This window comes from Streptomyces sp. NPDC054842 (genome assembly GCF_053611025.1).
The window spans coordinates 23,042-46,892 of sequence record NZ_JBSGZN010000041.1 but is presented as its reverse complement, the minus strand read 5'-3'; the positions used below and the strand labels follow the sequence as shown (position 1 = coordinate 46,892).

Genomic DNA, 23,851 nt, shown 5'->3' with positions numbered 1-23,851 from the left:
GTGATGCAGCCGCTGGAATCCGGCGAACCCACCGTCGTGGGGCCCTACCGGCTGCTCGGCCGGCTCGGCTCCGGCGGTATGGGCCGGGTCTATCTGGGCCGCAGCGCGGGCGGGCGCACGGTCGCGGTCAAGATGGTGCACCCGCACTTCGCGCTGGACGAGGAGTTCCGGGCCCGCTTCCGGCGCGAGGTGGACGCCGCGCGCCGGGTGGGCGGCGCCTGGACGGCCCCGGTGCTGGACGCCGACCCCGGGGCGCCGGTGCCCTGGGTCGCGACCGGGTACGCGGCGGGTCCCTCGCTGGCGGGCGCGGTCGCGGACGGCGGAGCGCTGCCCGAACACTCCGTACGGGTGCTCGGCGCGGGCCTCGGCGAGGCGCTCGCCGCGGTGCACGCGCTCGGGCTGGTCCATCGCGACGTCAAACCGTCCAACGTGCTGCTGACCCTCGACGGCCCGCTGCTGATCGACTTCGGCATCGCCCGGGCCACCGACGGCACGGCCTCCCTGACCTCGACGGGCGTGTCGGTCGGCTCGCCCGGCTACATGGCGCCCGAGCAGATCCTCGGCAGGGGGGTCGCCGCCGCCGCGGACGTCTTCTCCCTGGGCGCGGTGCTGGCGTACGCGTCGACGGGCCGGTCGCCCTTTCCCGGCGAGTCCTCCGCCTCGCTGCTCTACAAGGTGGTGCACGAGGAGCCCGAACTCGGTGAACTGGCGGGCGAGCTGCGGGAGCTGGTGTCCCGCTGCCTGGCGAAGGACCCCGGTGCCCGGCCCGCCCCGGAGGAGGTCGCCCGGCGGCTGGCCCCGCAGGGCGCGGCCCGGCTGGTCGCGACGGGCTGGCTGCCCGGGCCGCTGGTGGAGCAGGTCAGCCGGAGCGCCGTCCAGCTGCTGAACCTGGAGGCGGGCGACGCGGCGCCCTCGGGTCCGGTCGGCTTCACCAGCCCCTCGGTGGGCGGGGTGCCCGGACCGCTGTCCGCGGCGGGCGCGGGGTCCGCCCGGGACGCGGTGCCGTCCGAGGGGGCCTTCGCGGCGGGAGGCTCCGGCGGGCGGTTCGGGCAGCCGCCCTCGGGGGTGTTCGGGCCGCCGCCCGCGATGCCCTCCGGGTCCGTGCCGGTGCCGCGCATCCCCGACGGGCCGCCGCGTCCCTTCCCGGCGGCGGCGGGCACCGCGGGGCCCCAGGACTCCGTACCGGCCCGTGAGCACACGGGCCCGCAGCAGGACGGCCGGCCCGGCAGGCTCTCCGTGAGCGTGGCCGCGACCTCCACGACCGGGGCCAACGGGCGCGGCAGGAAGCTGAGTTGCACGGTCGCGCTCGGGGTCGTCGGGGCGCTGGCCGCGGTGACGGTGGGGTCGGTGTTCCTCCTCCGCCTCATCCAGGGCGACGGCTCGGGCGGCAACGACACGGCGGGCGGGAGCCCGTCGGCCTCCGCGAGCACGCCCTTGCCCGGCGGCGCCGCCGGCCGCATCCCGGCGTCCTACCTCGGCACCTGGGAGGGGGACGCCCGCGCGCTCGACGGCGCCCTCGCCGCCGGCACGATCCGCGTCACCGTGCGCCAGGCGTCGCCCGGGGAGGAGTTCGGCACGTTCCGGCAGACCGACCAGCTCGGCGGGACCTGCGACGACGTCCTCGTCCTGAAGAAGGTCACCGCCAAGCAGCTCGTCGCCACCAGCGTCGCCGACAAGTCCAACGGCTCGCACTGCACGACGGGCCGGCACGAGGTGCGGCTGACCCCGACCGGCGACGACCTCGCCTACGAGACGGACAACCGGGCGGCCGGCGACCCGACCGCGCGGATGTCCCGGGTCAAGTAGCGGGCCCGGGGCGGTTTTCGGGGTTCATCCGCGCCACCCGCCCTCGTAGGGTGGGCGCGTGGATCTCGACGTGTGGCTCACCGCGCTCGCCGCCGGATGGGGTGCGGCCGCCGGGCTGCTGGTGCCGCGGGCCGCGTACCGCTTCGCCGTCGCGCCGGACGAGCCCTGGCGGGACCGCTGCCCCGACGGACACGCGATCACCGGTGTCGCCGGCGGCTGGCTCGGCCCGGCGCGCTGCCCGGACGGCGGCCGGTACGGGCCCGCGACCGCCGCCGTCTGCCTGGCCACCGCCCTGGTCTGCGCCGCCCTGGCGCTCGCCACCGGGACGCGGCCCGAGCTGCTCGCCTGGCTGCTGCTCGCGCCGCTCGCGGTGCTGCTCGCCGTGGTCGACTTCCGGGTGCAGCGGCTGCCCGACGCGCTCACCCTGCCGCTCGCGGGCGCCGCGCTCGCCCTGCTCGGCGTGGCCGCGCTGGCGCCGGAGCACGCGGGGGACTGGCCGACCGCGCTCCTCGGTTCGCTCGCGCTCGGCGTCGCGTACTTCGTCCTCTTCCTCATCAGCCCCCGGGGGATGGGCTTCGGGGACGTGAAACTGGCCCTCGGACTCGGCGCCGTGCTCGGCTGGTACGGGTGGAGCGTGCTGTTCCTCGGGACCTTCGCCGGGTTCCTGTTCGGCGGTCTGTACGGGCTGGCTCTGGTCGTGGCGCGGCGGGCCGGGCGCAGGACGTCGATCCCCTTCGGCCCGTTCCTGCTCGCGGGAGCCTTCGCGGGCCTGCTGATCGGGGCGTACGCGGCCTGACGTCGGGGCGCCGGGAGCGCTGGCGTAGGCTGGTTCGGTCCGTCCACACCCTTACGAAAGGGACACACCCGGTGACCGAGAAGGCCGACCTCCAGTCCGTCCTCGACCGTGCCGCCGAGGGTGGGCGGATCACCCCCGACGAGGCGCTCGACCTCTACCGCGACGCCCCGCTGCACGCGCTGGGCGCCGCCGCCGACGCCGTACGCCGCCGCCGGTACGCCGGGACCGAGCAGATCGCGACGTACATCATCGAGCGCAACATCAACTACACGAACGTGTGCGTCACGGCGTGCAAGTTCTGCGCCTTCTACGCGGCCCCCAAGGACACCGCCAAGGGCTGGACGCGCGACCTCGACGACATCCTGCGCCGCTGCGCGGAGACGGTCGAGCTCGGCGGCACGCAGATCATGTTCCAGGGCGGGCACCACCCGGACTACGGCGTCGAGTACTACGAGAAGCACTTCGCCGCGATCAAGCAGGCGTACCCGCAGCTCGTCATCCACAGCCTGGGGGCCAGCGAGGTCGAGCACATGGCCCGCATCTCCGGGGTCTCCGTGGAGGAGGCGATCCAGCGCATCCACGCCGCCGGGCTCGACTCCTTCGCCGGGGCCGGCGCCGAACTGCTGCCCGCGCGGCCCCGCAAGGCGATCGCCCCGCTGAAGGAGAGCGGCGAGCGCTGGCTGGAGATCATGGAGATCGCGCACGGCCTGGGCGTCGAGTCGACGTCCACCATGCTGATGGGCACCGGCGAGACGAACGCCGAGCGCATCGAGCACCTGCGGATGATCCGTGACGTGCAGGACCGCACCGGCGGCTTCCGCGCCTTCATCCCGTACACCTACCAGCCCGAGAACAACCACCTCAAGGGCCGGACGCAGGCCACGCTCTTCGAGTACCTGCGCATGATCGCCATCGCCCGGCTGTTCCTCGACAACGTCGCCCACATCCAGGGCTCGTGGCTGACCACCGGCAAGGAGGTCGGCCAGCTGTCGCTGCACTACGGCGCGGACGACCTCGGCTCGATCATGCTGGAGGAGAACGTGGTCTCCTCGGCCGGTGCCAAGCACCGCTCCAACCGCATGGAGATCATCGACCTGATCCGCAAGGCGGGCCGTGTCCCGGCCCAGCGGACCACGACCTACGAGCACATCGTCGTGCACGACGACCCGGCGGACGACCCGGTCGACGAGCGCGTCGTCTCGCACATCTCGTCCACGGCGATCGAGGGCGGCACGGCTCATCCCGAGCTGAAGCTGCTGGCCTCCAACTAGGCGCAAGGTGCTGACACTTCACGTAGCCGAGCAGTCGCCCGAGGCGGCGGTCCTGGTCGACGGGGCAACCGTCGCCGCCGTCGGCCCGTACGAGGAACTCGCCGCCGCCCACCCGGACGCGAAGGTGCGGCGCTGGCCCGGCATCCTGACGCCGGGACTGCTCAACCCGTACGCCCCGGAGCTCCTGGAGGCCATGTACCACCCGGACCCGCGCGAGGCCGACGGCTTCGGCACCGAGCCCATCGGCGGGGAGCGGGCCCGGCGGATCTTCCGTGCCGATCCCGCACGCGTCGGCGCGAGCGCACGGCGCGGGATCCAGCGGCTGCTGGCGCACGGCACGGTGGCGGTGGCCGGGGAGCTGCGGTCGCGGGCCGTGGCCGACGCGGTGCGCAGGGTCGGCCTCGCGGTGGGACGGCGGCCGGACCGGCTCCCGGGTCCGGCGGCACTGTCCCCGGCCCCGCTGATCGTGCTGCCGGCGCTGGTGCCCGGCGGTCCCGCCCGGTTCGCCGTGTTCGACGTCGCGGACCGCGCCGAACTGGTCCGGCGTGGTGCGGGGACCTGCGTGGCGACCGTGATCGGCGGACGGCTGGTGTACCGGAGCCGCTGATCACGGCATCCGGCGCCGGCTCAGCCCGTGAACGCCTCCGCGAAAGCGCCCGGGCTCTGCTCCACCCCAAGTCGGTGGCCGCGTCGTCGGACGAGGAGTCGTCCTCGTCGCACGGGCGGTCGCGGAAGGCGGACCACATCGACAGCCACGCGAGATCCTTGTGCACGGCGAACGCGCGCACCTGCGCCGCGTCGGCGAGGGTGAACGTCTCGCCGGCGACGTCGTTGACGCCGATCATCGAGGTGAGGGCGAGGCCCCGTCAGGCCGCCGCCGACGAGAGGCCGAAGACGTCCGCCGGCTGGTCGTGGGCGGCCTCGGCGGAGGCCAGGGCGTAGTCGCCCTTGTCACCGGCGTACGAACTGCCGTAGTTCATCGTCATGATGTCGACGGTGGAGACCTTCACGGCGTGGTCGTTCGCGGACTCCAGGAGCGCCAGGCCGTCGGCGTCGAGGCCCGACGGCATCACGGGCAGCGTGAACGAGACCTCCAGGTCGCCGCGTTGCTCCTGGAGCAGCCCGATGGCCTCCGAACGCCGGGCGACGGAGGCGGAGTCGGTCAGTTCGTCGCCCTCGATGCCGAAGTCGGCCCGGGTGGCCCCGGCCGCGTCCGGCGCGGCGCCGTAGGCGGCGGCCAGTTCGGCGGCGCTGCCGCAGGTGGACGCCAGTTCCTTGCCGGACGCCCCGCCGAAGGAGACGCGGACCTCGGCACCGGTGTCCGTGAGCGCCCGGAGGCGGGACGTCACCGCCGGGTCTCCGATGGCGTGCGTCCCGTTCCACTCCGGCGTGCGGCGGCTGCCGTCGGAGATCACGAACGCCAGGTTGTACGTCGCCGGTGAGCCGGCGGTGTCCGGGGCGGCGGCGGCCGTGGCGCTGACGTAGGGCTCGCCGGGTGGGTCGAGGACGTCGCGGCGCGCAGGAGGCCCCGGCTGCTGCCCTGAGCGGCGGCCCGATCGACCGGCGTACGGGCCGGGCGCCTGGGACGCGCCCGGCCCGTACTGCCACAATGGGCGCGTGACCCGCGCATCCCTGGACAAGCAGCCGCACGAAGTCGCCTCGATGTTCGACGACGTGGCGGAACGGTACGACCTGACGAACGACGTGCTGTCGCTCGGTCAGGCCCGGCTCTGGCGGAAAGAGGTCGCGAAGGCGGTCGACGCCCGGCCCGCCCAGAAGGTCCTGGACCTGGCGGCCGGCACCGCCACCTCCTCCCTCCCCTTCGCCCGCACCGGCGCCTACGTGGTGCCCTGCGACTTCTCGCTCGGCATGCTCCAGGTCGGCAAGCGGCGCAACCCCTGGCTGCCGCTGACGGCGGGCGACGCGACGAAGCTGCCCTTCCGGGACGACACCTTCGACGCGGTGACGATCTCCTTCGGGCTGCGCAACGTGCAGGACACGGACGCCGCCCTGAGCGAGCTGTACCGGGTGACCAAGCCCGGCGGGCGCGTCGTGATCTGCGAGTTCTCGCACCCGACCTGGGCGCCCTTCCGGACCGTCTACACGGAGTACCTGATGCGCGCGCTGCCGCCGGTCGCCCGCTCGGTGTCCTCCAACCCCGACGCGTACGTCTACCTCGCCGAGTCCATCCGCGCCTGGCCCGACCAGCCGGCCCTGGCCCGGCGCCTGCAGAAGGCGGGCTGGTCGAAGGTGGCCTGGCGGAACCTGACGGGCGGGGTCGTGGCGCTGCACCGGGGCCACAAGCAGGGCTGAGCGCGCGTCCGGGGCCCGAGGCGACGTCAATTCACCCGTACGAGTGGGGCGTTGTCGGGAACCGGTCAATGGGAAACTCGTGTCCGTTGATAACGCCTGACTTCGTCCGGTCACGGCCCGAGTTCTCTGGATGACGGAGCGTTCCCATGGCGTCGTACTGCCCGCACTGCGGTGCACCCGCTCCCGACGAGGCGCGCTTCTGCATGAAGTGCGGCCGTGAGCGGCTGCCGGTACCCGCGGGGGATCCGCCGCCGGCACCGCCGGCCGCCGCCCCGGAGCCGTCGGCCGCTCCGGCCGCCCCGGAGTCACCGGCCGCACCGGAGGCGCCGGCCGTGCCGGAGGCGCCGCCCGGGCCGCCCGCCGTCGCGCCCGCTCCCGAGGCGTTCGCCGCGCCCGGTGCTCCGCCGTTCCCGGGAGCCGTGCCGCCGGGACCGCCGCCACCCTTCCACCCGCCCACGCCCTCCGGACCGTCACCCGTCGGCGCCTTCCTCGGCCGTGCGCTCAAGGGCGACTGGGCCGGGTCCGCGCAGGCCGCGCTGTGGCCGGTCGGGCTGCTGCTCGTCGCGGCCGTGGCCCTGGCGATCCCCTCCTACGGGCAGGGCGACGACGTGGTCGTCGGGTTCGGCGACCGGATGCGGATCGCCCTGGCCGTGCTGCTCCAGGCCCTCGGCGGCGGATTCGAGGTGAAGGAGGCCGCCGACCCGATGTTCGGCACGGACGGCGGCAGCGGGTTCGGCTCCGAACTCGGCGGCGGGGCGCAGCTGTCGCTGGTCCCGCTGACCGTCACCGCGCTGTGGCTGGCCGCGTACGCGGTCGGTGTGCGGACGCTGCGCGGGCGGCTGGCCGTACGCCCGGAGCGCGGCGCGACCGCCGGGCTGGAGGCGGCCCTGCGGGTGGCGCTGCTGGTGACCGGCGCCGTGCTCGTGTTCGGGCTGTTCGCGCAGCCGACGGTGGCCGACGAGGTGGAGATCTCGGCCTCGCCGTGGCCCGCAGCGCTCGGTGCCCTGCTGCTCGGACTCGCCGTCGGCGGCGGGATGCTGCACCGCGACGACCTCGCCCAGTGGCTCGCCGTCCGGCCGGGGCCGCGGGCGTTCGTCCGCGCGACCGGCACGGCCCTGCGCGCGCTCGCCGTCGTCCTGGTCCTGTGCTCCCTCGTCGCCCTCGTCCGGCTGGCCCAGACGGACGACTTCGGCGACGGGTCCGAACTCGACGGCTCCGGCGTCTCCCCGTACCTGATCGTGCTGCTCCTGCTGCCCAACCTCGCGGTACTGGTCCTCGGTCTGTCCTGGGGCGCGCCCGTCGAGGTGGAGGCCCGCGGCAGCTCACCGTACGGCGGCGGGTACGAGCACCGCGCCTTCGGGCTCTCCGACCTGGGGGACGCCGTCAACTCCTGGGCCGTCGTGGGCGCGCTGGCCCTCGGCCTCGTCTGCGCGCTGACCCTGGGAGTCCTGGCCGCGCGGCGCTCCGCCGACCGGCGTGAGCAGCTGCTGTCGGCGGGTGTCTTCCTCGGGCTGTTCCTGCTGCTGGCCGGGACCGGGGGCCTGGGCGTGGAGGCCGCGGGCGGTCTGTCCGGCGGCTCGGACCAGGGCTCGGGCTTCGGCTCGGGAGACGCGCTCGCGGGCGGCTTCGGCATCGGGGTAAGCGTCCCGGACGCGCTGCTCTTCGGGCTGCTCTGGATCTTCGCGGCGGCCCTCCTGGCGCCGTACCTGCTGCGGATGACCGGGGCGCGGACGGCCCCGACCGCCCCGCCGCTGCCCCCGCCGCCCGCGGGCCCCGCCGGATTCGGGGCACCCGGGATGCCTGGGGTGCCCGCGCCCGCCTCCGCTCCCGGCGACCCGCACACCGTGCGCCTCGGCCACCAGGCGCCGCCAGATCAGGCCCCGCACGACCGGACTCAGGCCGATCGGGCCGCGCACGACCAGGCCGCGCACGGCCAAGCCGCGCACGGCCAGTCGGGGCCCGGGGAGGCCCCGCACGGCCAGGCCGGGCACGACCGGACCCCGCCCGTCCCACCGGTGCCCTACGTCCCCGCCATCCCGGCGCCCCACGCGGCCCCGGCACTCCCCGCACACGCGCTGCCCGTCCCGCCGGGGGCTCCCGCCGCCTTCGCCCCGTCCTCCCTCTCCGCGGGCCCCGTCACCCCGAAGCCGCGGGGCAGGGCACTCGTCTGGGTGGTCACCCTCGTGGTGGCGTTCGTCGTCGGGGGAGGTGCCGCGGCCGGCGTGCTCGTGTGGCAGGACAGCGAGTCGGAGGGCACTTCGGACAAGGCGCCCACGAAGGTGACGCCCGCGGACGAGAACACCCCCGCTCCGCCCGCGGAGTCCGGCGGGTCCCCGTCCCCGTCTCCGTCTCCGTCGCCTTCGGACGAGGCCACGGAGGGGCCCGCGGCGGCCTCCGGACTCCCCGACGGCTACCAGCGGTTGACCGACCCGATGGGCTTCTCCTTCGGCGTCCCCGAGGTGTGGGGCCGCGAGGGCGTCAAGAACGGCAACCAGGTGACCTACGCGGGATCGACCGGGATCGCCCACCTCCAGGTCGGGGTGATCGCGAACGCGGGCTACACCTCGTACGACAACTTCGTGACCCTGGAGAAGACCGCGAAGCGCAAGAACACCGGCTACAAGCGGGTCAAGCTGGAGCGCAACACCTTCCAGGGGCGGGCGGGGGCGATCTGGGAGTACACCTACACGGACGAGACCGGCCGGACCGTCCGCGCGAAGGACCAGGGCTACGTCGCCGACAACGGCACCGAGTACGCGATCATGATCGTCGGCCTCGACGAGCAGTGGGACACCGGCCTCTCGGAGACCTTCCGTATCGCCCTGGAGTCCTGGCGACTCACCTGAGCACTACGAACGGGCCGCCCGGTCCGTCCGGTTCGCGGCGCGGGCCGGACGGCGGCGGACCGGGCGGGCGCCGCGCGGGCCGCCCGTCCCGCCCGAGCCCGGCCGGGACAGGCACCGCCGGGTACCGCTGGGCACCGCCCCCGGTCCGGAGGCGCCCCCGCGGGCCGGCCGGAACCGTTCAGAGGGCCAGCCGGTAGCAGTGGCCCTCCTGGCGCGAGGCCGGGGTCGTGAACCGCTCGGCGAGCTCCATGCCCAGACGTCTGGTCACCGAGATGGACCGCTCGTTGCGGGCGTGGACCATCGCCACGACGCCCGGTACGCCCGCCGAGCGCACCCGGTCCAGCGTCGTGCGCGCGGCGGCGGTGACGTAGCCCCGGCCCCAGAACCGGCGCCCGAGCCGCCAGCCGATCTCGACCTCGCCCCGGGGCCCCCACTCGTGCGGCCAGGGCTGGGCGCCGGTGAAGCCGAGCACCTCGCCGTCGGCGCCGGTCACCGTCCACAGGCAGAAGCCGCGCTCGGCGTCGTGCCGGCGCTGCCGCGCGGTCAGCTCCTCGTACACGGACACCTCGGCCGGCACGCCCCCGTGGAACTCCATCACCTCCGGGTCGGCGAAGAGCCGGTGCCAGGCGAAGGCGTCCTCGTCGGTGGGTACACGAAGCCGTACTACGGGGAGAGCTCGGTTCACGGGGCAGCCCTTCAGCCGGGTGATCAGTACCGCTGCATAGACTGCCCATGTCCAGTGCCCGTCAGCACGCAGTTTCCGAACCTTGGGGAGAACCCGCCGTGACCGAGCCCCTCTCCGAAAACACCGCCGATGTCATCGTGGTCGGGGCCGGGCCGGCCGGTTCCGCGACCGCGTACCACCTGGCCAAGGCCGGACTCGACGTCCTGCTGCTCGAGAAGACCGCGTTCCCGCGGGAGAAGGTGTGCGGCGACGGCCTGACCCCGCGCGCCACCAAGCAGCTCGTCGCGATGGGCATCGACATCTCCGAAGAGGCCGGCTGGCTGCGGAACAAGGGCCTGCGGATCATCGGCGGCGGCGTCCGGCTCCAGCTGGACTGGCCGGATCTCGCCTCCTTCCCCGACTACGGACTCGTCCGCAAGCGCGACGACTTCGACGAGCAGCTGGCCCGGCAGGCGCAGAAGGCGGGCGCCCGGCTGTACGAGCGCTGCAACGTCGGCGCCCCGGTCCTGGACGACCGCACGGGCCGCATCACGGGCGTGCACGCCAAGCTGGGCGAGGAGAAGCGCGAGGTCACCTTCCACGCGCCGCTCGTCGTGGCGGCCGACGGCAACTCGACCCGGCTGTCGCTGGCGATGGGCCTGCACCGCCGCGAGGACCGTCCGATGGGCGTCGCGGTGCGCACGTACTTCACCAGCCCCCGGCACGAGGACGACTATCTGGAGTCCTGGCTGGAGCTGTGGGACCGCCGGGGTGCCGAGGACCGGCTGCTGCCCGGCTACGGCTGGATCTTCGGGATGGGCGACGGCACGTCGAACGTCGGCCTCGGTGTCCTGAACACCTCCGACTCCTTCAAGGAGCTGGACTGGCGCGAGGTCCTCAAGGCGTGGTGCGCCTCGATGCCGGAGGACTGGGGCTACACCCCGGAGAACATGACCGGCCCGATCCGCGGCGCCGCCCTCCCCATGGCCTTCAACCGCCAGCCGCACTACACCAAGGGGCTGCTGCTCGTCGGCGACGCGGGCGGCCTGGTCAACCCGTTCAACGGCGAGGGCATCGCGTACGCCATGGAGTCCGGCCAGATCGCCGCGGACGTCATCGTGCAGGCGCACGCGCGCTCCACGCCCGGCCAGCGCGAACTGGCGCTCCAGCGCTACCCGCGCGTCCTGAAGGACACCTACGGCGGCTACTACACGCTGGGCCGCGCCTTCGTGAAGCTCATCGGCAACCCGAAGGTCATGAAGATCGCGACGCAGCGCGGTCTCAGCCACCCGATGCTGATGAAGTTCACCCTGAAGATGCTCGCGAACCTCACCGACCCGACGGGCGGCGACGCGATGGACCGCATCATCAACGGCCTGTCGAAGGTCGCGCCGAAGGCGTGATCGCCCGCTGAGCCGGGTCATCCCGGACGCACCGGCCCGCCCGCCCCGGCAGACCCGCCGAGGCGGGCGGATCCGTGTTCAGGAGGCTTGAGAGGGGCCGGAGTTGCCTCGTGTGCCGCTTCGGCCTCATAAGACACCTAAGTCCCATCTGCCCAATTAGCCCCACCGAACGCGGGAACGGCCGCGTCCGCCGCCCCCGGAGGCGTGGGGGCGGTGGGCCGCCGCCTCGGCCCGGCGGAGCCGCTGAGGGCCCGCCGAGGGCCGTTTGGGACCCGCGGACCCCGGGGCCGGACGCACGCGAAGGCCACCTTCCCGCCCGGAAGGTGGCCTTCGATGTGAAATGCCCCTGGCTACAGCACCCGCACCGCGCCGGTGGCCGGGTAGCCCGAGAGGTCCTGGATCACCACGCCCTTGGAGGGGTTGGCGGCGTCCAGGTACTGGCCGTTACCGATGTAGACGCCGACGTGGTACGCCGATCCGGCCGAGCCCCAGTACAGGATGTCCCCCACCTGCACGTTGGAGAGCGACACGGGGGTGCCGGCGGTGGACTGGGCCTCCGAGACGCGCGGCAGGTCGACGCCGACCTGCTTGAACGCGGCCTGGACGAGCCCGGAGCAGTCCCAGGCGTTGGGGCCGGTGCCGCCCATGACGTAGGCGTCGCCGACCTGTGCCTTCAGGAAGGCGACGACGGTCGCGACGCTGCCGGTGGCGGCGACGGGGACGTCGGCGTCGGCCGACGCCGCGAGGGTGGTGCGCTGGGACGACCGCGAGGCGGCCTGGGTGGCGGCGGCCTTGCGCTCGGCCTCGGCCTTCTTCCGGGCCTCCGCCTTCTTCTTGGCGTCGGCGAGGTCGGCCTTGGCCTGCTTCGCGGCCTTGGCCGCGGCCGCGTCGCGCTCGGCCTGCAGCTCGTAGTTGGCCGCCGCCTGCTGGGTGGCGTCCGCGGACTGCGCGACCTGAGTCGACAGGTCGGCCGTCAGGGTCGGCAGTTCGATGGTCTGCGTCACGGGCTCGGCGGCACTCGCCGCACCGGACGCCCCGGCCACTGCCAGGGTGCTGAGAACGCCACCGGCAACTCCGGCGCGCATCGCGAGACTCGACGCGTTGCGGCGGGGCTTCCGGTGGCTGCGTATGTGAGCGGTGTGGGACATGGGTACAAGCGGTACCAGGGGCTCCTCCATACCTTCAAGAAACGTGTGGTGCGCCACAGTTGTTCAACGGAGGGCCGAAAAGCGGGCGCTGCGCCCCTCATTGACGCCGTAACGGGCATTGCGGACAGAGTCGATCACGCCTGTGATCATGGGCTTTCGGAATTACGCCCGAATTGCCCCGCGCCTACCACTGGTTGAGGCCAGTGGCCAAGCCCCGTTTATCCGGAGCCGACGCCGGTGTGACGCACGTCACGGAACGGCGCCCCCGGCCGACGCGTCCCGCGCGAAAACGCGACCGCCCTCCGCTCGTGAACGGGTGCACGTGTCCACATCCGTCCGTCCCGCTCCCCCTGATGTGTGAACGGGCCCCTCTATCAAGGGATCTGGTCCAGCGCCAATTTGCCTGCGATCGCGGCGGCTTGATAATGCGCCAGGGCTCCGACCAGCGGTGACGAGCGAAAATGTCACCTCTTGGTGATCACTTGACTGCTTCGCGTATGAAGATCACCGCTCATCCGACTTCATGATCCTTCGACTGGTGGTGGAGATCACAAAGTCCTTGGTGACCCCCGTGTCGCAGATCACAGACCGGCAGGCATAGGATGCGGGGCAGTTGGGCTTGTGACCTGCTTCACATGTACGCGATCTTCGTCGGGACGCACGGGGTTCGTGGGACGGGTGGGGCGGGGGCTCGCCCGGCACAACCGCCAGCAGTCAGTGCCGACTGAGAGGAGCGAGGAGCGGTGAACGCGTATGCGCCCATCCTCGTACTGGGAGCCCTCGGGGCAGGCTTTGCGATCTTCTCCGTGGTCATGGCCACGCTGATCGGTCCGAAGCGGTACAACCGGGCCAAGCTCGAGGCCTACGAGTGCGGCATCGAGCCGACCCCCACGCCGGCCGGCGGCGGGCGTTTCCCCATCAAGTACTACCTGACGGCGATGCTCTTCATCGTCTTCGACATCGAGATCGTCTTCCTCTACCCCTGGGCCGTCACCTTCGACGCCCTGGGTGTTTTCGGGCTCGTGGAGATGCTGCTCTTCGTGCTCACCGTCTTTGTCGCGTACGCGTACGTATGGCGGCGCGGCGGCTTGGAATGGGACTGAGGGGCCTTAAGCCATGGGACTCGAAGAAAAGCTGCCGAGCGGCTTCCTGCTGACCACCGTCGAGCAGGCCGCGGGCTGGGTGCGCAAGTCGTCCGTCTTCCCCGCCACGTTCGGACTCGCCTGCTGCGCCATCGAGATGATGACGACCGGCGCGGGCCGCTACGACCTGGCGCGCTTCGGCATGGAGGTCTTCCGCGGATCTCCGCGCCAGGCGGACCTGATGATCGTCGCCGGCCGGGTCAGCCAGAAGATGGCGCCGGTGCTGCGGCAGGTCTACGACCAGATGCCCGACCCGAAGTGGGTGATCTCCATGGGGGTGTGCGCATCGTCGGGCGGGATGTTCAACAACTACGCCATCGTGCAGGGCGTCGACCACATCGTGCCGGTCGACATCTATCTGCCCGGCTGCCCGCCGCGGCCCGAGATGCTGATGGACGCGATCCTCAAGCTCCACCAGAAGATCCAGACCTCCAAGCTCGGCGTGAACGCCGAGGAGGCGGCCCGCGAGGCGGAGGAAGCGGCGCTCAAGGCGCTCCCCACCATCGAGATGAAGGGCCTGCTGCGGTGAGCGACGCGAACGGCAACGGGGTGAACCCCGAGAAGGACCTCGGCGCCTCCAACCTCCCCGGCCAGCGGGGCGACCAGGGCGAGGAGATCCGCGTCCAGCGCGGCATGTTCGGCGCGCACAACGGCGGCGACACCTCCGGCTACGGCGGCCTGGTCCGCTCGATCCGGCTGCCCGGCCCGGCCACCCGCCCCTACGGCGGCTGGTTCGACGAGGTCGCCGACGAGCTGGAGGGCGCCCTGGAGGAACAGGGCCTCGTCCCGGAGAACGCGATCGGCAAGACGGTCGTCGACCGCGGCGAGCTCACCTTCCACGTCGAGCGCGAGCACCTGGAGCGCGTCGCGCGGACCCTGCGCGACGACCCGGCCCTGCGCTTCGAGCTGTGCACCGGCGTCTCCGGCGTGCACTACCCCGAGGACAAGGGCCGCGAGCTGCACGCCGTCTACCACCTGCGCTCGATCACCCACAACCGGCTGATCCGCCTGGAGGTCAGCGCCCCGGACTCCGACCCGCACGTCCCCTCGCTGGTCGCCGTCTACCCGACGAACGACTGGCACGAGCGCGAGACGTACGACTTCTTCGGGCTGATCTTCGACGGCCACCCGGCGCTGACGCGGATCATGATGCCGGACGACTGGCCCGGCTTCCCGCAGCGCAAGGACTATCCCCTCGGCGGCATCCCCGTCGAGTACAAGGGCGCCCAGATCCCGGCTCCGGACCAGCGGAGGTCGTACTCATGAGCACGCAGACCCCTTCCGGGGCATCGGCCGCCTCGGCCCGCGAGACGACCGAGGGCACCGTCTACACCGTCACCGGCGGCGACTGGGACGAGATCGCCCAGGCCGCGGCCAAGTCCGACGACGAGCGCATCATCGTCAACATGGGGCCGCAGCACCCCTCCACGCACGGCGTGCTCCGGCTCATCCTGGAGATCGACGGCGAGACCGTCACCGAGGCCCGCTGCGGCATCGGCTACCTGCACACCGGCATCGAGAAGAACCTCGAGTACCGGACGTGGACGCAGGGCACGACGTTCGTGACGCGCATGGACTACCTGACGCCGTTCTTCAACGAGACGGCGTACTGCCTCGCGGTGGAGAAGCTCCTCGGCATCGAGGACCAGATCCCCGACCGCGCCACGATCGTCCGGGTGCTCCTGATGGAGCTGAACCGGCTCTCCTCCCACCTGGTGTGCATCGCCACCGGCGGCATGGAGCTCGGCGCCACGACGATCATGATCTACGGCTTCCGCGACCGCGAACTCATCCTCGACATCTACGAGCTGATCACCGGCCTGCGGATGAACCACGCGTACATCCGGCCCGGCGGACTCGCCCAGGACCTGCCGCCCGGCGCGGTGGACCAGATCCGCGAGTTCGTGAAGAAGATGCACAAGAACCTTCCCGAGTACGACAAGCTCGCCACCGGGAACCCGATCTTCAAGGCCCGCATGCAGGACGTCGGCTACCTCGATCTGGCCGGCTGCATGGCCCTCGGCGCCACCGGACCCGTCCTGCGCTCGGCGGGCCTGCCGCACGACCTGCGCAAGACCCAGCCGTACTGCGGCTACGAGACCTACGACTTCGAGGTCCCGACCGCCGACACCTGCGACTCCTACGGGCGCTTCCTGATCCGCCTGGAGGAGATGCGCCAGTCGCTGCGCATCGTCGAGCAGTGCCTGGACCGGCTCCAGCCCGGCCCGGTCATGGTCGCCGACAAGAAGATCGCCTGGCCCGCCCAGCTCGCGCTCGGCCCCGACGGCCTCGGCAACTCGCTCGACCACATCAAGAAGATCATGGGCACCTCCATGGAGGCCCTCATCCACCACTTCAAGCTGGTGACCGAAGGCTTCCGCGTCCCGCCGGGACAGACGTACGCGGCCGTCGAGTCGCCCAAGGGCGAACTGGGCGTGCACGCCGTGTCCGACGGAGGCACCCGCCCCTACCGGGTCCACTTCCGCGACCCGTCCTTCACCAACCTCCAGGCCATGGCGGCGATGTGCGAGGGCGGCCAGGTCGCCGACGTCATCGTCGCCGTCGCGTCCATCGACCCCGTGATGGGAGGCGTCGACCGGTGACCACCACTCCCGAGGGTGTCAGCCTGGGCATGCCGCAACTGCCCGCGCCCGACTACCCGGACGACGTCCGGACCCGGCTGGAGACCGACGCGCGCGAGATCATCGCCCGCTACCCGGACTCCCGCTCCGCGCTCCTGCCGCTGCTGCACCTCGTGCAGTCCGAGGAGGGCCACGTCACGCGCACCGGACAGCGGTTCTGCGCCGAGATGCTCGGCCTGACCACCGCCGAGGTCACCGCGGTCGCCACCTTCTACTCCATGTACCGCCGCCGGCCCAGCGGCGACTACCAGGTCGGCGTCTGCACCAACACCCTGTGCGCGGTGATGGGCGGCGACGCGATCTTCGAGGCGCTCCAGGACCACCTGGGCGTCGGCAACGGCGAGACCACCGGCGACGGCAAGGTCACCCTGGAGCACATCGAGTGCAACGCGGCCTGCGACTTCGCCCCGGTCGTGATGGTCAACTGGGAGTTCTTCGACAACCAGACCGTGGACTCCGCCAAGCGCCTCGTCGACGACCTGCGCGCCGGAGCCCCGGTCGAGCCGACCCGCGGCGCCCCCCTGTGCACGTTCAAGGACACCGCCCGGATCCTGGCGGGCTTCCCCGACGAGCGCGAGGGCGCCGTCGAGGCCGGCGGCAGCGCGGGCCACGCCTCGCTGACCGGTCTGCGGCTGGCCAAGGGCGAGACCGGCGCCGCTCGGGTCGTCCACCCGCGGGGCTCCGGCCCCAAGGACGCGCCCCCGCACGAGCCGTCGCCGACCGAACACCTCAGCTCGCACGACGCGCCGCAGGACACGTCGGCCTCCGACCCGTCCCACCCGGCGGGTCCGGCAGCCGAGGAGGGGGAGTGATGACCGTGTCCACTCAATACGGAGGAACCTCCCAGCCGGAGGCCGGCGGCAGCCCCGAGAAGCTGCTCGCGCCCGTGCTGTCGGCGTTCTGGGACGAGGAGAAGTCCTGGACCCTGGACGTCTACCGGCGGCACGAGGGCTACGAGGGACTGCGCAAGGCGCTCGCCATGTCGCCGGACGACCTCATCGCCTACGTCAAGGACTCCGGTCTGCGCGGCCGCGGCGGCGCCGGCTTCCCCACCGGGATGAAGTGGCAGTTCATCCCGCAGGGGGACGGAAAGCCGCACTACCTGGTCGTCAACGCCGACGAGTCGGAGCCGGGGACCTGCAAGGACATCCCGCTCCTCTACGCGAACCCGCACAGCCTCATCGAGGGCATCGTCATCGCCTGCTACGCGATCAGGTCCTCGCACGCCTTCATCTACCTGCGCGGCGAGGTCGTCCCCGTCCTGCGCCGGCTGCACGAGGCGGTCCGCGAGGCCTACGCCGCCGGCTACCTCGGCGAGAACGTCCTGGGCAGCGGACTCGACCTCGAACTCACCGTGCACGCCGGAGCGGGCGCGTACATCTGCGGCGAGGAGACCGCGCTGCTCGACTCGCTGGAGGGCCGCCGCGGCCAGCCGCGCCTGCGTCCCCCCTTCCCCGCGGTCGCGGGCCTCTACGCCTGCCCCACCGTGGTGAACAACGTCGAGTCGATCGCGTCGGTTCCCGCCATCCTGAACAAGGGCAAGGAGTGGTTCAGGTCGATGGGCAGCGAGAAGTCCCCGGGCTTCACGCTGTACTCGCTCAGCGGCCACGTCGCGAGCCCCGGCCAGTACGAGGCGCCGCTCGGCATCACCCTGCGCCAGCTGCTCGACATGAGCGGCGGGATGCGCCCCGGACACCGGCTCAAGTTCTGGACCCCGGGCGGCTCCTCCACCCCGATGTTCACCGACGAGCACCTCGACGTCCCGCTGGACTACGAGGGCGTCGGCGCCGCGGGCTCCATGCTCGGCACCAAGGCGCTCCAGTGCTTCGACGAGACCACCTGCGTCGTCCGGGCGGTCACCCGCTGGACCGAGTTCTACGCCCACGAGTCCTGCGGCAAGTGCACCCCCTGCCGTGAGGGCACGTACTGGCTCGTCCAGCTGCTGCGCGACATCGAGGCGGGCAAGGGCGCCATGTCCGACCTCGACAAGCTCAACGACATCGCCGACAACATCAACGGCAAGTCCTTCTGCGCCCTCGGCGACGGCGCGGCCTCGCCGATCTTCTCCTCGCTCAAGTACTTCCGCGAGGAGTACGAGCAGCACATCACGGGCCGGGGCTGCCCCTTCGACCCGGCCAAGTCGACCGCCTGGGCGGACAAGCACGCGGAGGTGAACGCATGACAGTGACCACCAGCGCTCCCTCCGGAGGCGGCGAGGCGGCGATCCCGCCGGAGGACCTGGTCTCGCTGACGATCGACGGCGTGGAGATCAGCGTGCCCAAGGGCACCCTGGTCATCCGGGCCGCCGAACAGCTCGGCATCGAGATCCCCCGGTTCTGCGACCACCCCCTCCTCGCCCCGGCCGGCGCCTGCCGCCAGTGCATCGTCGAGGTCGAGGGCCAGCGCAAGCCCATGGCGTCCTGCACGATCACCTGCACCGACGGGATGGTCGTCAAGACGCACCTCACCTCGCCGGTCGCCGAGAAGGCCCAGCACGGGGTGATGGAGCTGCTGCTCATCAACCACCCGCTGGACTGCCCGGTCTGCGACAAGGGCGGCGAGTGCCCGCTGCAGAACCAGGCCATGTCCCACGGACAGTCCGAGTCCCGCTTCGAGGGCCGGAAGCGGACGTACGAGAAGCCCGTCCCGATCTCCACGCAGGTGCTGCTGGACCGCGAGCGGTGCGTGCTGTGCGCGCGCTGCACCCGCTTCTCCAACCAGATCGCCGGCGACCCGATGATCGAGCTGATCGAGCGCGGCGCGCTCCAGCAGGTCGGCACCGGAGAGGGCGACCCCTTCGAGTCGTACTTCTCCGGGAACACGATCCAGATCTGCCCGGTCGGCGCGCTCACCTCGGCGGCGTACCGCTTCCGCTCGCGGCCCTTCGACCTGATCTCCTCGCCGTCGGTGTGCGAGCACTGCTCCGGCGGCTGCGCGACCCGCACCGACCACCGGCGCGGCAAGGTCATGCGGCGCCTGGCCGCCGAGGACCCCGAGGTCAACGAGGAGTGGCTGTGCGACAAGGGGCGGTTCGGCTTCCGCTACGCGCAGCGCCCCGACCGGATCGACACCCCGCTGGTGCGCGGTGCCTCCGGTGAGCTGGAGCCCGCCTCCTGGCCGGAGGCACTGGAGGCGGCGGCCCGCGGGCTGACGGCCGCGCGCGGCCGGGCCGGGGTGCTGACCGGCGGCCGGCTGACCGTCGAGGACGCCTACGCGTACAGCAAGTTCGCGCGGGTGGCGCTCGACACCAACGACATCGACTTCCGCGCACGCGTGCACAGCAGCGAGGAGGCCGACTTCCTGGCCGCCCGGGTCGCCGGCCGCGGCCGGGACCTCGACGGCACGGGGGTCACGTACACCGCCCTGGAGAAGGCGCCCGCCGTGCTGCTCGCGGGCCTGGAGTCGGAGGAGGAGGCGCCCGGCGTCTTCCTGCGGCTGCGCAAGGCGTGGCGGGGGCACGGCCAGCGGACCTTCTCGCTCGCCACGCACGCCACCCGGGGTCTGGAGAAGGCGGGCGGCACGCTGCTGCCCGCCGCGCCCGGCACCGAGACCGAGTGGCTGGACGCCCTCGCGAGCGGCGTCGGCCTGGAGGGCGACGGGGCCGCGGCGGCCGAGGCGCTGCGCGCCGAGGGCGCGGTCATCGCGGTCGGCGAGCGGCTCGCCGCCGTCGCGGGCGGCCTCACCGCCGCCGTACGGGCCGCGACCGCGACCGGGGCCCGGCTGGTGTGGATCCCGCGCCGGGCCGGGGAGCGCGGCGCGATCGAGGCGGGCGCGCTCCCGTCGCTGCTGCCGGGCGGACGTCCGGCCACCGACCCGCGCGCGCGGGACGAGGTCGCCGCCGTCTGGGGCGTCGCCGAACTCCCGCACCGCTACGGCCGCGACACCGGTCAGATCGTCGACGCCGCCGCCGGCGGGGAACTGCGGGCCCTGGTGGTGGCGGGCGTCGAGGTCAACGACCTGCCCGACCCGGTACGCGCGCGTGCCGCCCTCGCCGAGGTGCCCTTCCTGGTGTCGCTCGAACTGCGCCCCAGCGAGGTCACCGACCACGCCGACGTGGTCCTGCCGGTCGCCGCGGTCGCCGAGAAGGCGGGCACGTTCCTCAACTGGGAGGGCAGGGTGCGGCTCTTCGAGGCGGCGCTCAAGCCCGACCAGATGACCCGCCGTCTCGCGCCCACCGACGCACGCGTCCTGCAGATGCTGGCCGACGCCATGGACGTCCACCTGGGCCTGCCGGACCTGCGGACCGCGCGCGCCGAGCTGGACCGCCTCGGCGCCTGGGACGGGCCGCGCGCCACCGACCCGCTGGAGACGTCGGCGCTGCTGCCGCGGCCCGCCGCCGGGGAGGCCGTGCTCGCGGGCCACCGGCTGCTGCTCGACCAGGGCCGCCTCCAGGAGGGCGACGAGGCGCTGGCCGGGACCCGGCACGCCGCACAGGCGCGCCTGTCGGCCGCCACGGCCGCCGAGGCGGGCGTCGAGGAGGGCGGTCTCCTCGCCGTCACCGGTCCCGCCGGGGTCGTCGAACTGCCGCTCCGCATCACGGAGATGCCCGACCGGGTCGTCTGGCTCCCGCTGAACTCCACCGGAGGGGGCGTCGCCTCCGACACCGGGGCGCTGCCCGGCGCACTCGTCCACATCGGCCCGGCGACGCTCGCTGCCGAGGCCCTCAAGGAGGTGGAGGCATGAGTCCGTACCTCGCCGCTGAAGACCTCTCGATGTTCGGCACCGACCCCTGGTGGCTGGTCGTCGTCAAGGCGGTCTTCTGCTTCGCCTTCCTGATGATCACCGTGCTCTTCTCCATCGTGTGGGAGCGCAAGGTCGTCGCCTGGATGCAGTTGCGCATCGGACCCAACCGGCACGGCCCCTGGGGCATGCTCCAGTCGCTCGCCGACGGCATCAAGCTGATGCTCAAGGAAGACGTCATCGTCAAGCGCGCGGACAAGGTGGTCTACGTCCTCGCGCCGGTCGTCGCGGCCATCCCGGCGTTCATGGCGATCGCGGTGATCCCCTTCGGGCCGGCCGGCAACGAGGTCTCGATCTTCGGCCACCGCACCGCGATGCAGCTCACCGACCTGCCGATCGCGATGCTCTACATCCTCGCGGTCGCCTCGGTGGGCATCTACGGCATCGTGCTCGCGGGCTGGTCCTCCGGGTCGACGTACCCGCTGCTCGGCGGCCTCCGCTCCTGCGCCCAGATGATCTCGTACGAGATCGCCATGGGCGCCGCGTTCGCCTCGGTCTTCCTGTACTCCGGGTCGATGTCGACGTCCACGATCGTGGAACAGCAGCACGACCGCTGGTACATCGTGCTGCTGCCGGTCTCCTTCGTGATCTACGTCGTGACGATGATCGGCGAGACCAACCGCGCCCCGTTCGACATGCCGGAGTCCGAGGGCGACCTGGTCGGCGGCTTCAACACCGAGTACTCGTCGATCAAGTTCGCGATGTTCATGCTCGCCGAGTACGTGAACATGGTGACGGTCTCGGCCGTCTCCACGACGCTCTTCCTGGGCGGCTGGCGGGCCCCGTGGCCCGTCAGCACCTTCTGGGAGGGCGCCAACCACGGCTGGTGGCCGATGCTCTGGTTCACGGTGAAGGTGCAGCTGCTGCTGTTCTTCTTCATCTGGCTGCGCGGCACGCTGCCCCGGGTCCGCTACGACCAGCTGATGAAGCTCGGCTGGAAGGTCCTGATCCCGGTCTCGGTGGTCTGGCTGATGCTCGTCGCGACCGTGCGGACCCTGCGCAACGAGAACTACGACTTCGCCGACATCGCCCTGTACGTGGGCGGCGGTGTCCTCGTCCTGCTGCTGCTCTCGTTCGTCGTGGACATCTTCCGCGACCGGGGTGCCAAGGAGCAGGAGGCGCCCGCCGAGCCGGCCGCCTTCGACCCGATGGCCGGCGGATTCCCCGTGCCCCCGCTGCCCGGCCAGGAGTTGCCGCCGGTACCGCGGCGCCCCTCGCGCCGCGAGCGGGAGTTGATTGTCAGTGGTGGGTCCGATACTGCGAGTGACGGATCACTCGGCGGGACTCGTGACGGAAAGGAGGGGTCCGATGGCTGAGGAGCCGAAGGAGACCGGGCAGAGCAAGCCCGGCTTCCAGAACCCCGTCGCCGGCTTCGGTGTGACCTTCAAGGCCATGTTCAAGAAGCGGCTGACCGAGCAGTACCCGGAGCAGCCGAAGACCACCGCCCCGCGGTTCCACGGCCGGCACCAGCTCAACCGCCATCCGGACGGCCTGGAGAAGTGCGTCGGCTGCGAGCTGTGCGCCTGGGCCTGCCCCGCCGACGCCATCTACGTGGAAGGCGCGGACAACACCGACGAGGAGCGCTACTCGCCGGGCGAGCGGTACGGCCGCGTCTACCAGATCAACTACGCCCGTTGCATCCTGTGCGGCCTGTGCATCGAGGCGTGCCCCACGCGCGCGCTGACGATGACGAACGAGTTCGAGCTGGCCGACAGCAGCCGCGCCAACCTGATCTACACCAAGGAGCAGCTGCTCGCCGGACTGGAGGAGGGCATGGTCGACAGCCCGCACTCGATCTTCCCCGGCACGGACGAGCAGGACTACTACCGCGGACTGGTCACCGAGGCCGCGCCGGGTACGGAGCGCCAGGTGGCCGTCTCCCGGGGCGAGGTGCCGCAGGAGGCCGCGTCCACCTTCGGAGAGGACGAACCGGCGTCGGAGAAGGTGATCCGCCGATGATGCCGCTCGCCGCCTACTCCACCTCCACCGGAGAGGCCGTCCAGTTCTGGATCCTCGGCACCGTCGCCGTGATCGGCGCCCTGTGCACCGTCTTCATGAAGAAGGCCGTGCACAGCGCGCTCTGTCTCGCCGGGACCATGATCGTCCTGGCGGTGTTCTACCTCGCCAACGGCGCGTACTTCCTGGGCGTCGTGCAGATCGTCGTCTACACGGGCGCGATCATGATGCTGTTCCTCTTCGTCGTCATGCTCGTGGGCGTCACCGCGGCGGACTCGCTGAAGGAGACCATCAAGGGCCAGCGCTGGCTGGCCCTGCTGTGCGGGCTCGGCTTCGGCATCCTGCTGTTCGCGGGCATCGGCAACGCGTCGGTGAAGGACTTCAACGGCCTCGGCCGGGCGAACGCGAACGGGAACGTGGAAGGCCTCGCCTCCCTCATCTTCACGAAGTACGTGTTCGCCTTCGAGATCACCGGCGCGCTGCTCATCACCGCCACCATCGGCGCCATGGTGCTGACGCACCGCGAGCGCACCGAGCGGGCCAAGACCCAGCGCGAGCTGTCCGAGGAGCGCGTCCGCGAGGGCAAGCACCTGCCGCCGCTGCCGGCGCCCGGTGTCTACGCCCGGCACAACGCGGTGGACATCGCCGGCCTGCTGCCCGACGGCACGCCGTCGGAGCTCACGGTCAACAAGACGCTGCGCGAGCGCGGCCAGATCCGTGACGTGTCGACCGAGGCACTGAACGACCTGAAGGCCCTGGAACAGCGCGCCGAGGAGCGCCTGGAGCGCACGAAGACAGGGGAGGGTCCCAAGTGAACCCGGTCAACTACCTGTATCTCGCCGCCCTGTTGTTCACGATCGGCGCCACCGGTGTGCTCATCAGGCGGAACGCGATCGTGGTGTTCATGTGCGTCGAGCTCATGCTCAACGCCTGCAACCTCGCGTTCGTCGCCTTCTCCCGCCTGCACGGCAATCTCGACGGCCAGATCATCGCCTTCTTCACGATGGTCGTCGCCGCCGCGGAGGTCGTGGTCGGGCTCGCGATCATCGTGTCGCTGTTCCGTTCCCGCCACTCGGCCTCGGTCGACGACGCCAGCCTGATGAAGCTGTAAGGGGTCGCTGAAT

Annotated in this window: 20 protein-coding genes and 1 pseudogene; 18 read left to right on the top strand and 3 right to left on the bottom strand. The window is 72.2% G+C overall.

Annotated elements, in window-relative coordinates:
• Nucleotides 1–3 precede the first annotated feature (3 nt).
• From ACWGIS_RS27500 to ACWGIS_RS27485, 4 genes are all read left to right on the top strand, one after another.
• Complete coding sequence (locus ACWGIS_RS27500; RefSeq protein ID WP_453365136.1) at nucleotides 4–1,806, top strand: protein kinase domain-containing protein; 1,803 nt, start codon at nucleotides 4–6, stop codon at nucleotides 1,804–1,806.
• A gap of 58 nt (nucleotides 1,807–1,864) precedes the next feature.
• Nucleotides 1,865–2,602, top strand: a complete 738-nt coding sequence (locus tag ACWGIS_RS27495) for a prepilin peptidase (protein ID WP_453365135.1) — start codon at nucleotides 1,865–1,867, stop codon at nucleotides 2,600–2,602.
• Nucleotides 2,603–2,673: 71 nt separating this feature from the next.
• Nucleotides 2,674–3,873, top strand: a complete 1,200-nt coding sequence (gene mqnC, locus ACWGIS_RS27490) for a cyclic dehypoxanthinyl futalosine synthase (RefSeq protein ID WP_453365134.1) — start codon at nucleotides 2,674–2,676, stop codon at nucleotides 3,871–3,873.
• 7 nt (nucleotides 3,874–3,880) lie between these two features.
• On the top strand, nucleotides 3,881–4,480 hold the full coding sequence (locus tag ACWGIS_RS27485; protein ID WP_453365133.1) for an imidazolonepropionase-like domain-containing protein: 600 nt from the start codon (nucleotides 3,881–3,883) through the stop codon (nucleotides 4,478–4,480).
• A 20-nt stretch (nucleotides 4,481–4,500) separates the two neighbouring features.
• Here ACWGIS_RS27485 and ACWGIS_RS27480 read toward each other — a convergent pair.
• A pseudogene (locus ACWGIS_RS27480) lies at nucleotides 4,501–5,483 on the bottom strand (hydrolase).
• A gap of 7 nt (nucleotides 5,484–5,490) precedes the next feature.
• On the opposite strand from ACWGIS_RS27480, the gene ACWGIS_RS27475 reads away from it, so the two are divergent.
• Complete coding sequence (locus tag ACWGIS_RS27475) at nucleotides 5,491–6,186, top strand: demethylmenaquinone methyltransferase (RefSeq protein WP_453365132.1); 696 nt, start codon at nucleotides 5,491–5,493, stop codon at nucleotides 6,184–6,186.
• 146 nt (nucleotides 6,187–6,332) lie between these two features.
• Complete coding sequence (locus ACWGIS_RS27470; protein ID WP_453365131.1) at nucleotides 6,333–9,032, top strand: zinc-ribbon domain-containing protein; 2,700 nt, start codon at nucleotides 6,333–6,335, stop codon at nucleotides 9,030–9,032.
• A gap of 178 nt (nucleotides 9,033–9,210) precedes the next feature.
• Here the strand turns inward: ACWGIS_RS27470 and ACWGIS_RS27465 are convergent, their stop codons facing one another.
• Nucleotides 9,211–9,717 (bottom strand): GNAT family N-acetyltransferase, encoded by a 507-nt coding sequence (locus tag ACWGIS_RS27465; RefSeq protein WP_453365130.1) that lies wholly within the window; start codon nucleotides 9,715–9,717, stop codon nucleotides 9,211–9,213.
• Between the two features lie 47 nt (nucleotides 9,718–9,764).
• On the opposite strand from ACWGIS_RS27465, the gene ACWGIS_RS27460 reads away from it, so the two are divergent.
• A complete protein-coding gene (locus ACWGIS_RS27460; RefSeq protein WP_453365129.1) occupies nucleotides 9,765–11,099 on the top strand; it encodes a geranylgeranyl reductase family protein in 1,335 nt (444 codons plus the stop codon).
• Nucleotides 11,100–11,449: 350 nt separating this feature from the next.
• On the opposite strand, the gene ACWGIS_RS27455 is transcribed toward ACWGIS_RS27460, so the two are convergent.
• Nucleotides 11,450–12,277, bottom strand: a complete 828-nt coding sequence (locus ACWGIS_RS27455) for a C40 family peptidase (RefSeq protein WP_453365128.1) — start codon at nucleotides 12,275–12,277, stop codon at nucleotides 11,450–11,452.
• A gap of 713 nt (nucleotides 12,278–12,990) precedes the next feature.
• On the opposite strand from ACWGIS_RS27455, the gene ACWGIS_RS27450 reads away from it, so the two are divergent.
• The 11 genes from ACWGIS_RS27450 to nuoK are packed head-to-tail and all read left to right on the top strand — an operon-like array spanning nucleotide 12,991 to nucleotide 23,838.
• Nucleotides 12,991–13,350, top strand: a complete 360-nt coding sequence (locus ACWGIS_RS27450) for an NADH-quinone oxidoreductase subunit A (protein WP_007383963.1) — start codon at nucleotides 12,991–12,993, stop codon at nucleotides 13,348–13,350.
• 13 nt (nucleotides 13,351–13,363) lie between these two features.
• Nucleotides 13,364–13,918: a NuoB/complex I 20 kDa subunit family protein gene (locus tag ACWGIS_RS27445; protein ID WP_355779461.1), complete on the top strand. Its 555-nt coding sequence runs from the start codon at nucleotides 13,364–13,366 to the stop codon at nucleotides 13,916–13,918.
• The gene (locus ACWGIS_RS27440; RefSeq protein WP_453365127.1) at nucleotides 13,915–14,655 is read left to right on the top strand and encodes an NADH-quinone oxidoreductase subunit C; all 741 of its coding nucleotides are present in this window, start codon (nucleotides 13,915–13,917) and stop codon (nucleotides 14,653–14,655) included. The genes ACWGIS_RS27445 and ACWGIS_RS27440 overlap by 4 nt, the downstream gene beginning before the upstream one ends.
• Nucleotides 14,652–15,992 carry an NADH-quinone oxidoreductase subunit D gene (locus ACWGIS_RS27435; RefSeq protein WP_453365126.1) on the top strand — a complete coding sequence of 447 codons (1,341 nt, stop codon included), beginning with the start codon at nucleotides 14,652–14,654 and terminating at the stop codon, nucleotides 15,990–15,992. The genes ACWGIS_RS27440 and ACWGIS_RS27435 overlap by 4 nt, the downstream gene beginning before the upstream one ends.
• Before the next feature lie 29 nt (nucleotides 15,993–16,021).
• Nucleotides 16,022–16,843 carry an NADH-quinone oxidoreductase subunit NuoE gene (nuoE, locus tag ACWGIS_RS27430; protein ID WP_453365162.1) on the top strand — a complete coding sequence of 274 codons (822 nt, stop codon included), beginning with the start codon at nucleotides 16,022–16,024 and terminating at the stop codon, nucleotides 16,841–16,843.
• Entirely contained in the window at nucleotides 16,843–18,213 is a 1,371-nt protein-coding gene (gene nuoF / locus ACWGIS_RS27425; RefSeq protein WP_453365125.1) for an NADH-quinone oxidoreductase subunit NuoF, read from the top strand. The genes nuoE and nuoF overlap by 1 nt, the downstream gene beginning before the upstream one ends.
• On the top strand, nucleotides 18,210–20,714 hold the full coding sequence (locus ACWGIS_RS27420) for an NADH-quinone oxidoreductase subunit G (RefSeq protein ID WP_453365124.1): 2,505 nt from the start codon (nucleotides 18,210–18,212) through the stop codon (nucleotides 20,712–20,714). The genes nuoF and ACWGIS_RS27420 overlap by 4 nt, the downstream gene beginning before the upstream one ends.
• Entirely contained in the window at nucleotides 20,711–22,087 is a 1,377-nt protein-coding gene (nuoH, locus tag ACWGIS_RS27415; RefSeq protein ID WP_453365123.1) for an NADH-quinone oxidoreductase subunit NuoH, read from the top strand. The genes ACWGIS_RS27420 and nuoH overlap by 4 nt, the downstream gene beginning before the upstream one ends.
• Nucleotides 22,080–22,730 carry an NADH-quinone oxidoreductase subunit NuoI gene (gene nuoI, locus ACWGIS_RS27410; RefSeq protein ID WP_453365122.1) on the top strand — a complete coding sequence of 217 codons (651 nt, stop codon included), beginning with the start codon at nucleotides 22,080–22,082 and terminating at the stop codon, nucleotides 22,728–22,730. The genes nuoH and nuoI overlap by 8 nt, the downstream gene beginning before the upstream one ends.
• A complete protein-coding gene (locus ACWGIS_RS27405; protein WP_453365121.1) occupies nucleotides 22,727–23,542 on the top strand; it encodes an NADH-quinone oxidoreductase subunit J in 816 nt (271 codons plus the stop codon). Before nuoI ends, ACWGIS_RS27405 begins: the two co-directional genes overlap by 4 nt.
• Nucleotides 23,539–23,838, top strand: a complete 300-nt coding sequence (gene nuoK, locus ACWGIS_RS27400; RefSeq protein ID WP_006133113.1) for an NADH-quinone oxidoreductase subunit NuoK — start codon at nucleotides 23,539–23,541, stop codon at nucleotides 23,836–23,838. Before ACWGIS_RS27405 ends, nuoK begins: the two co-directional genes overlap by 4 nt.
• Nucleotides 23,839–23,851 lie beyond the last annotated feature (13 nt).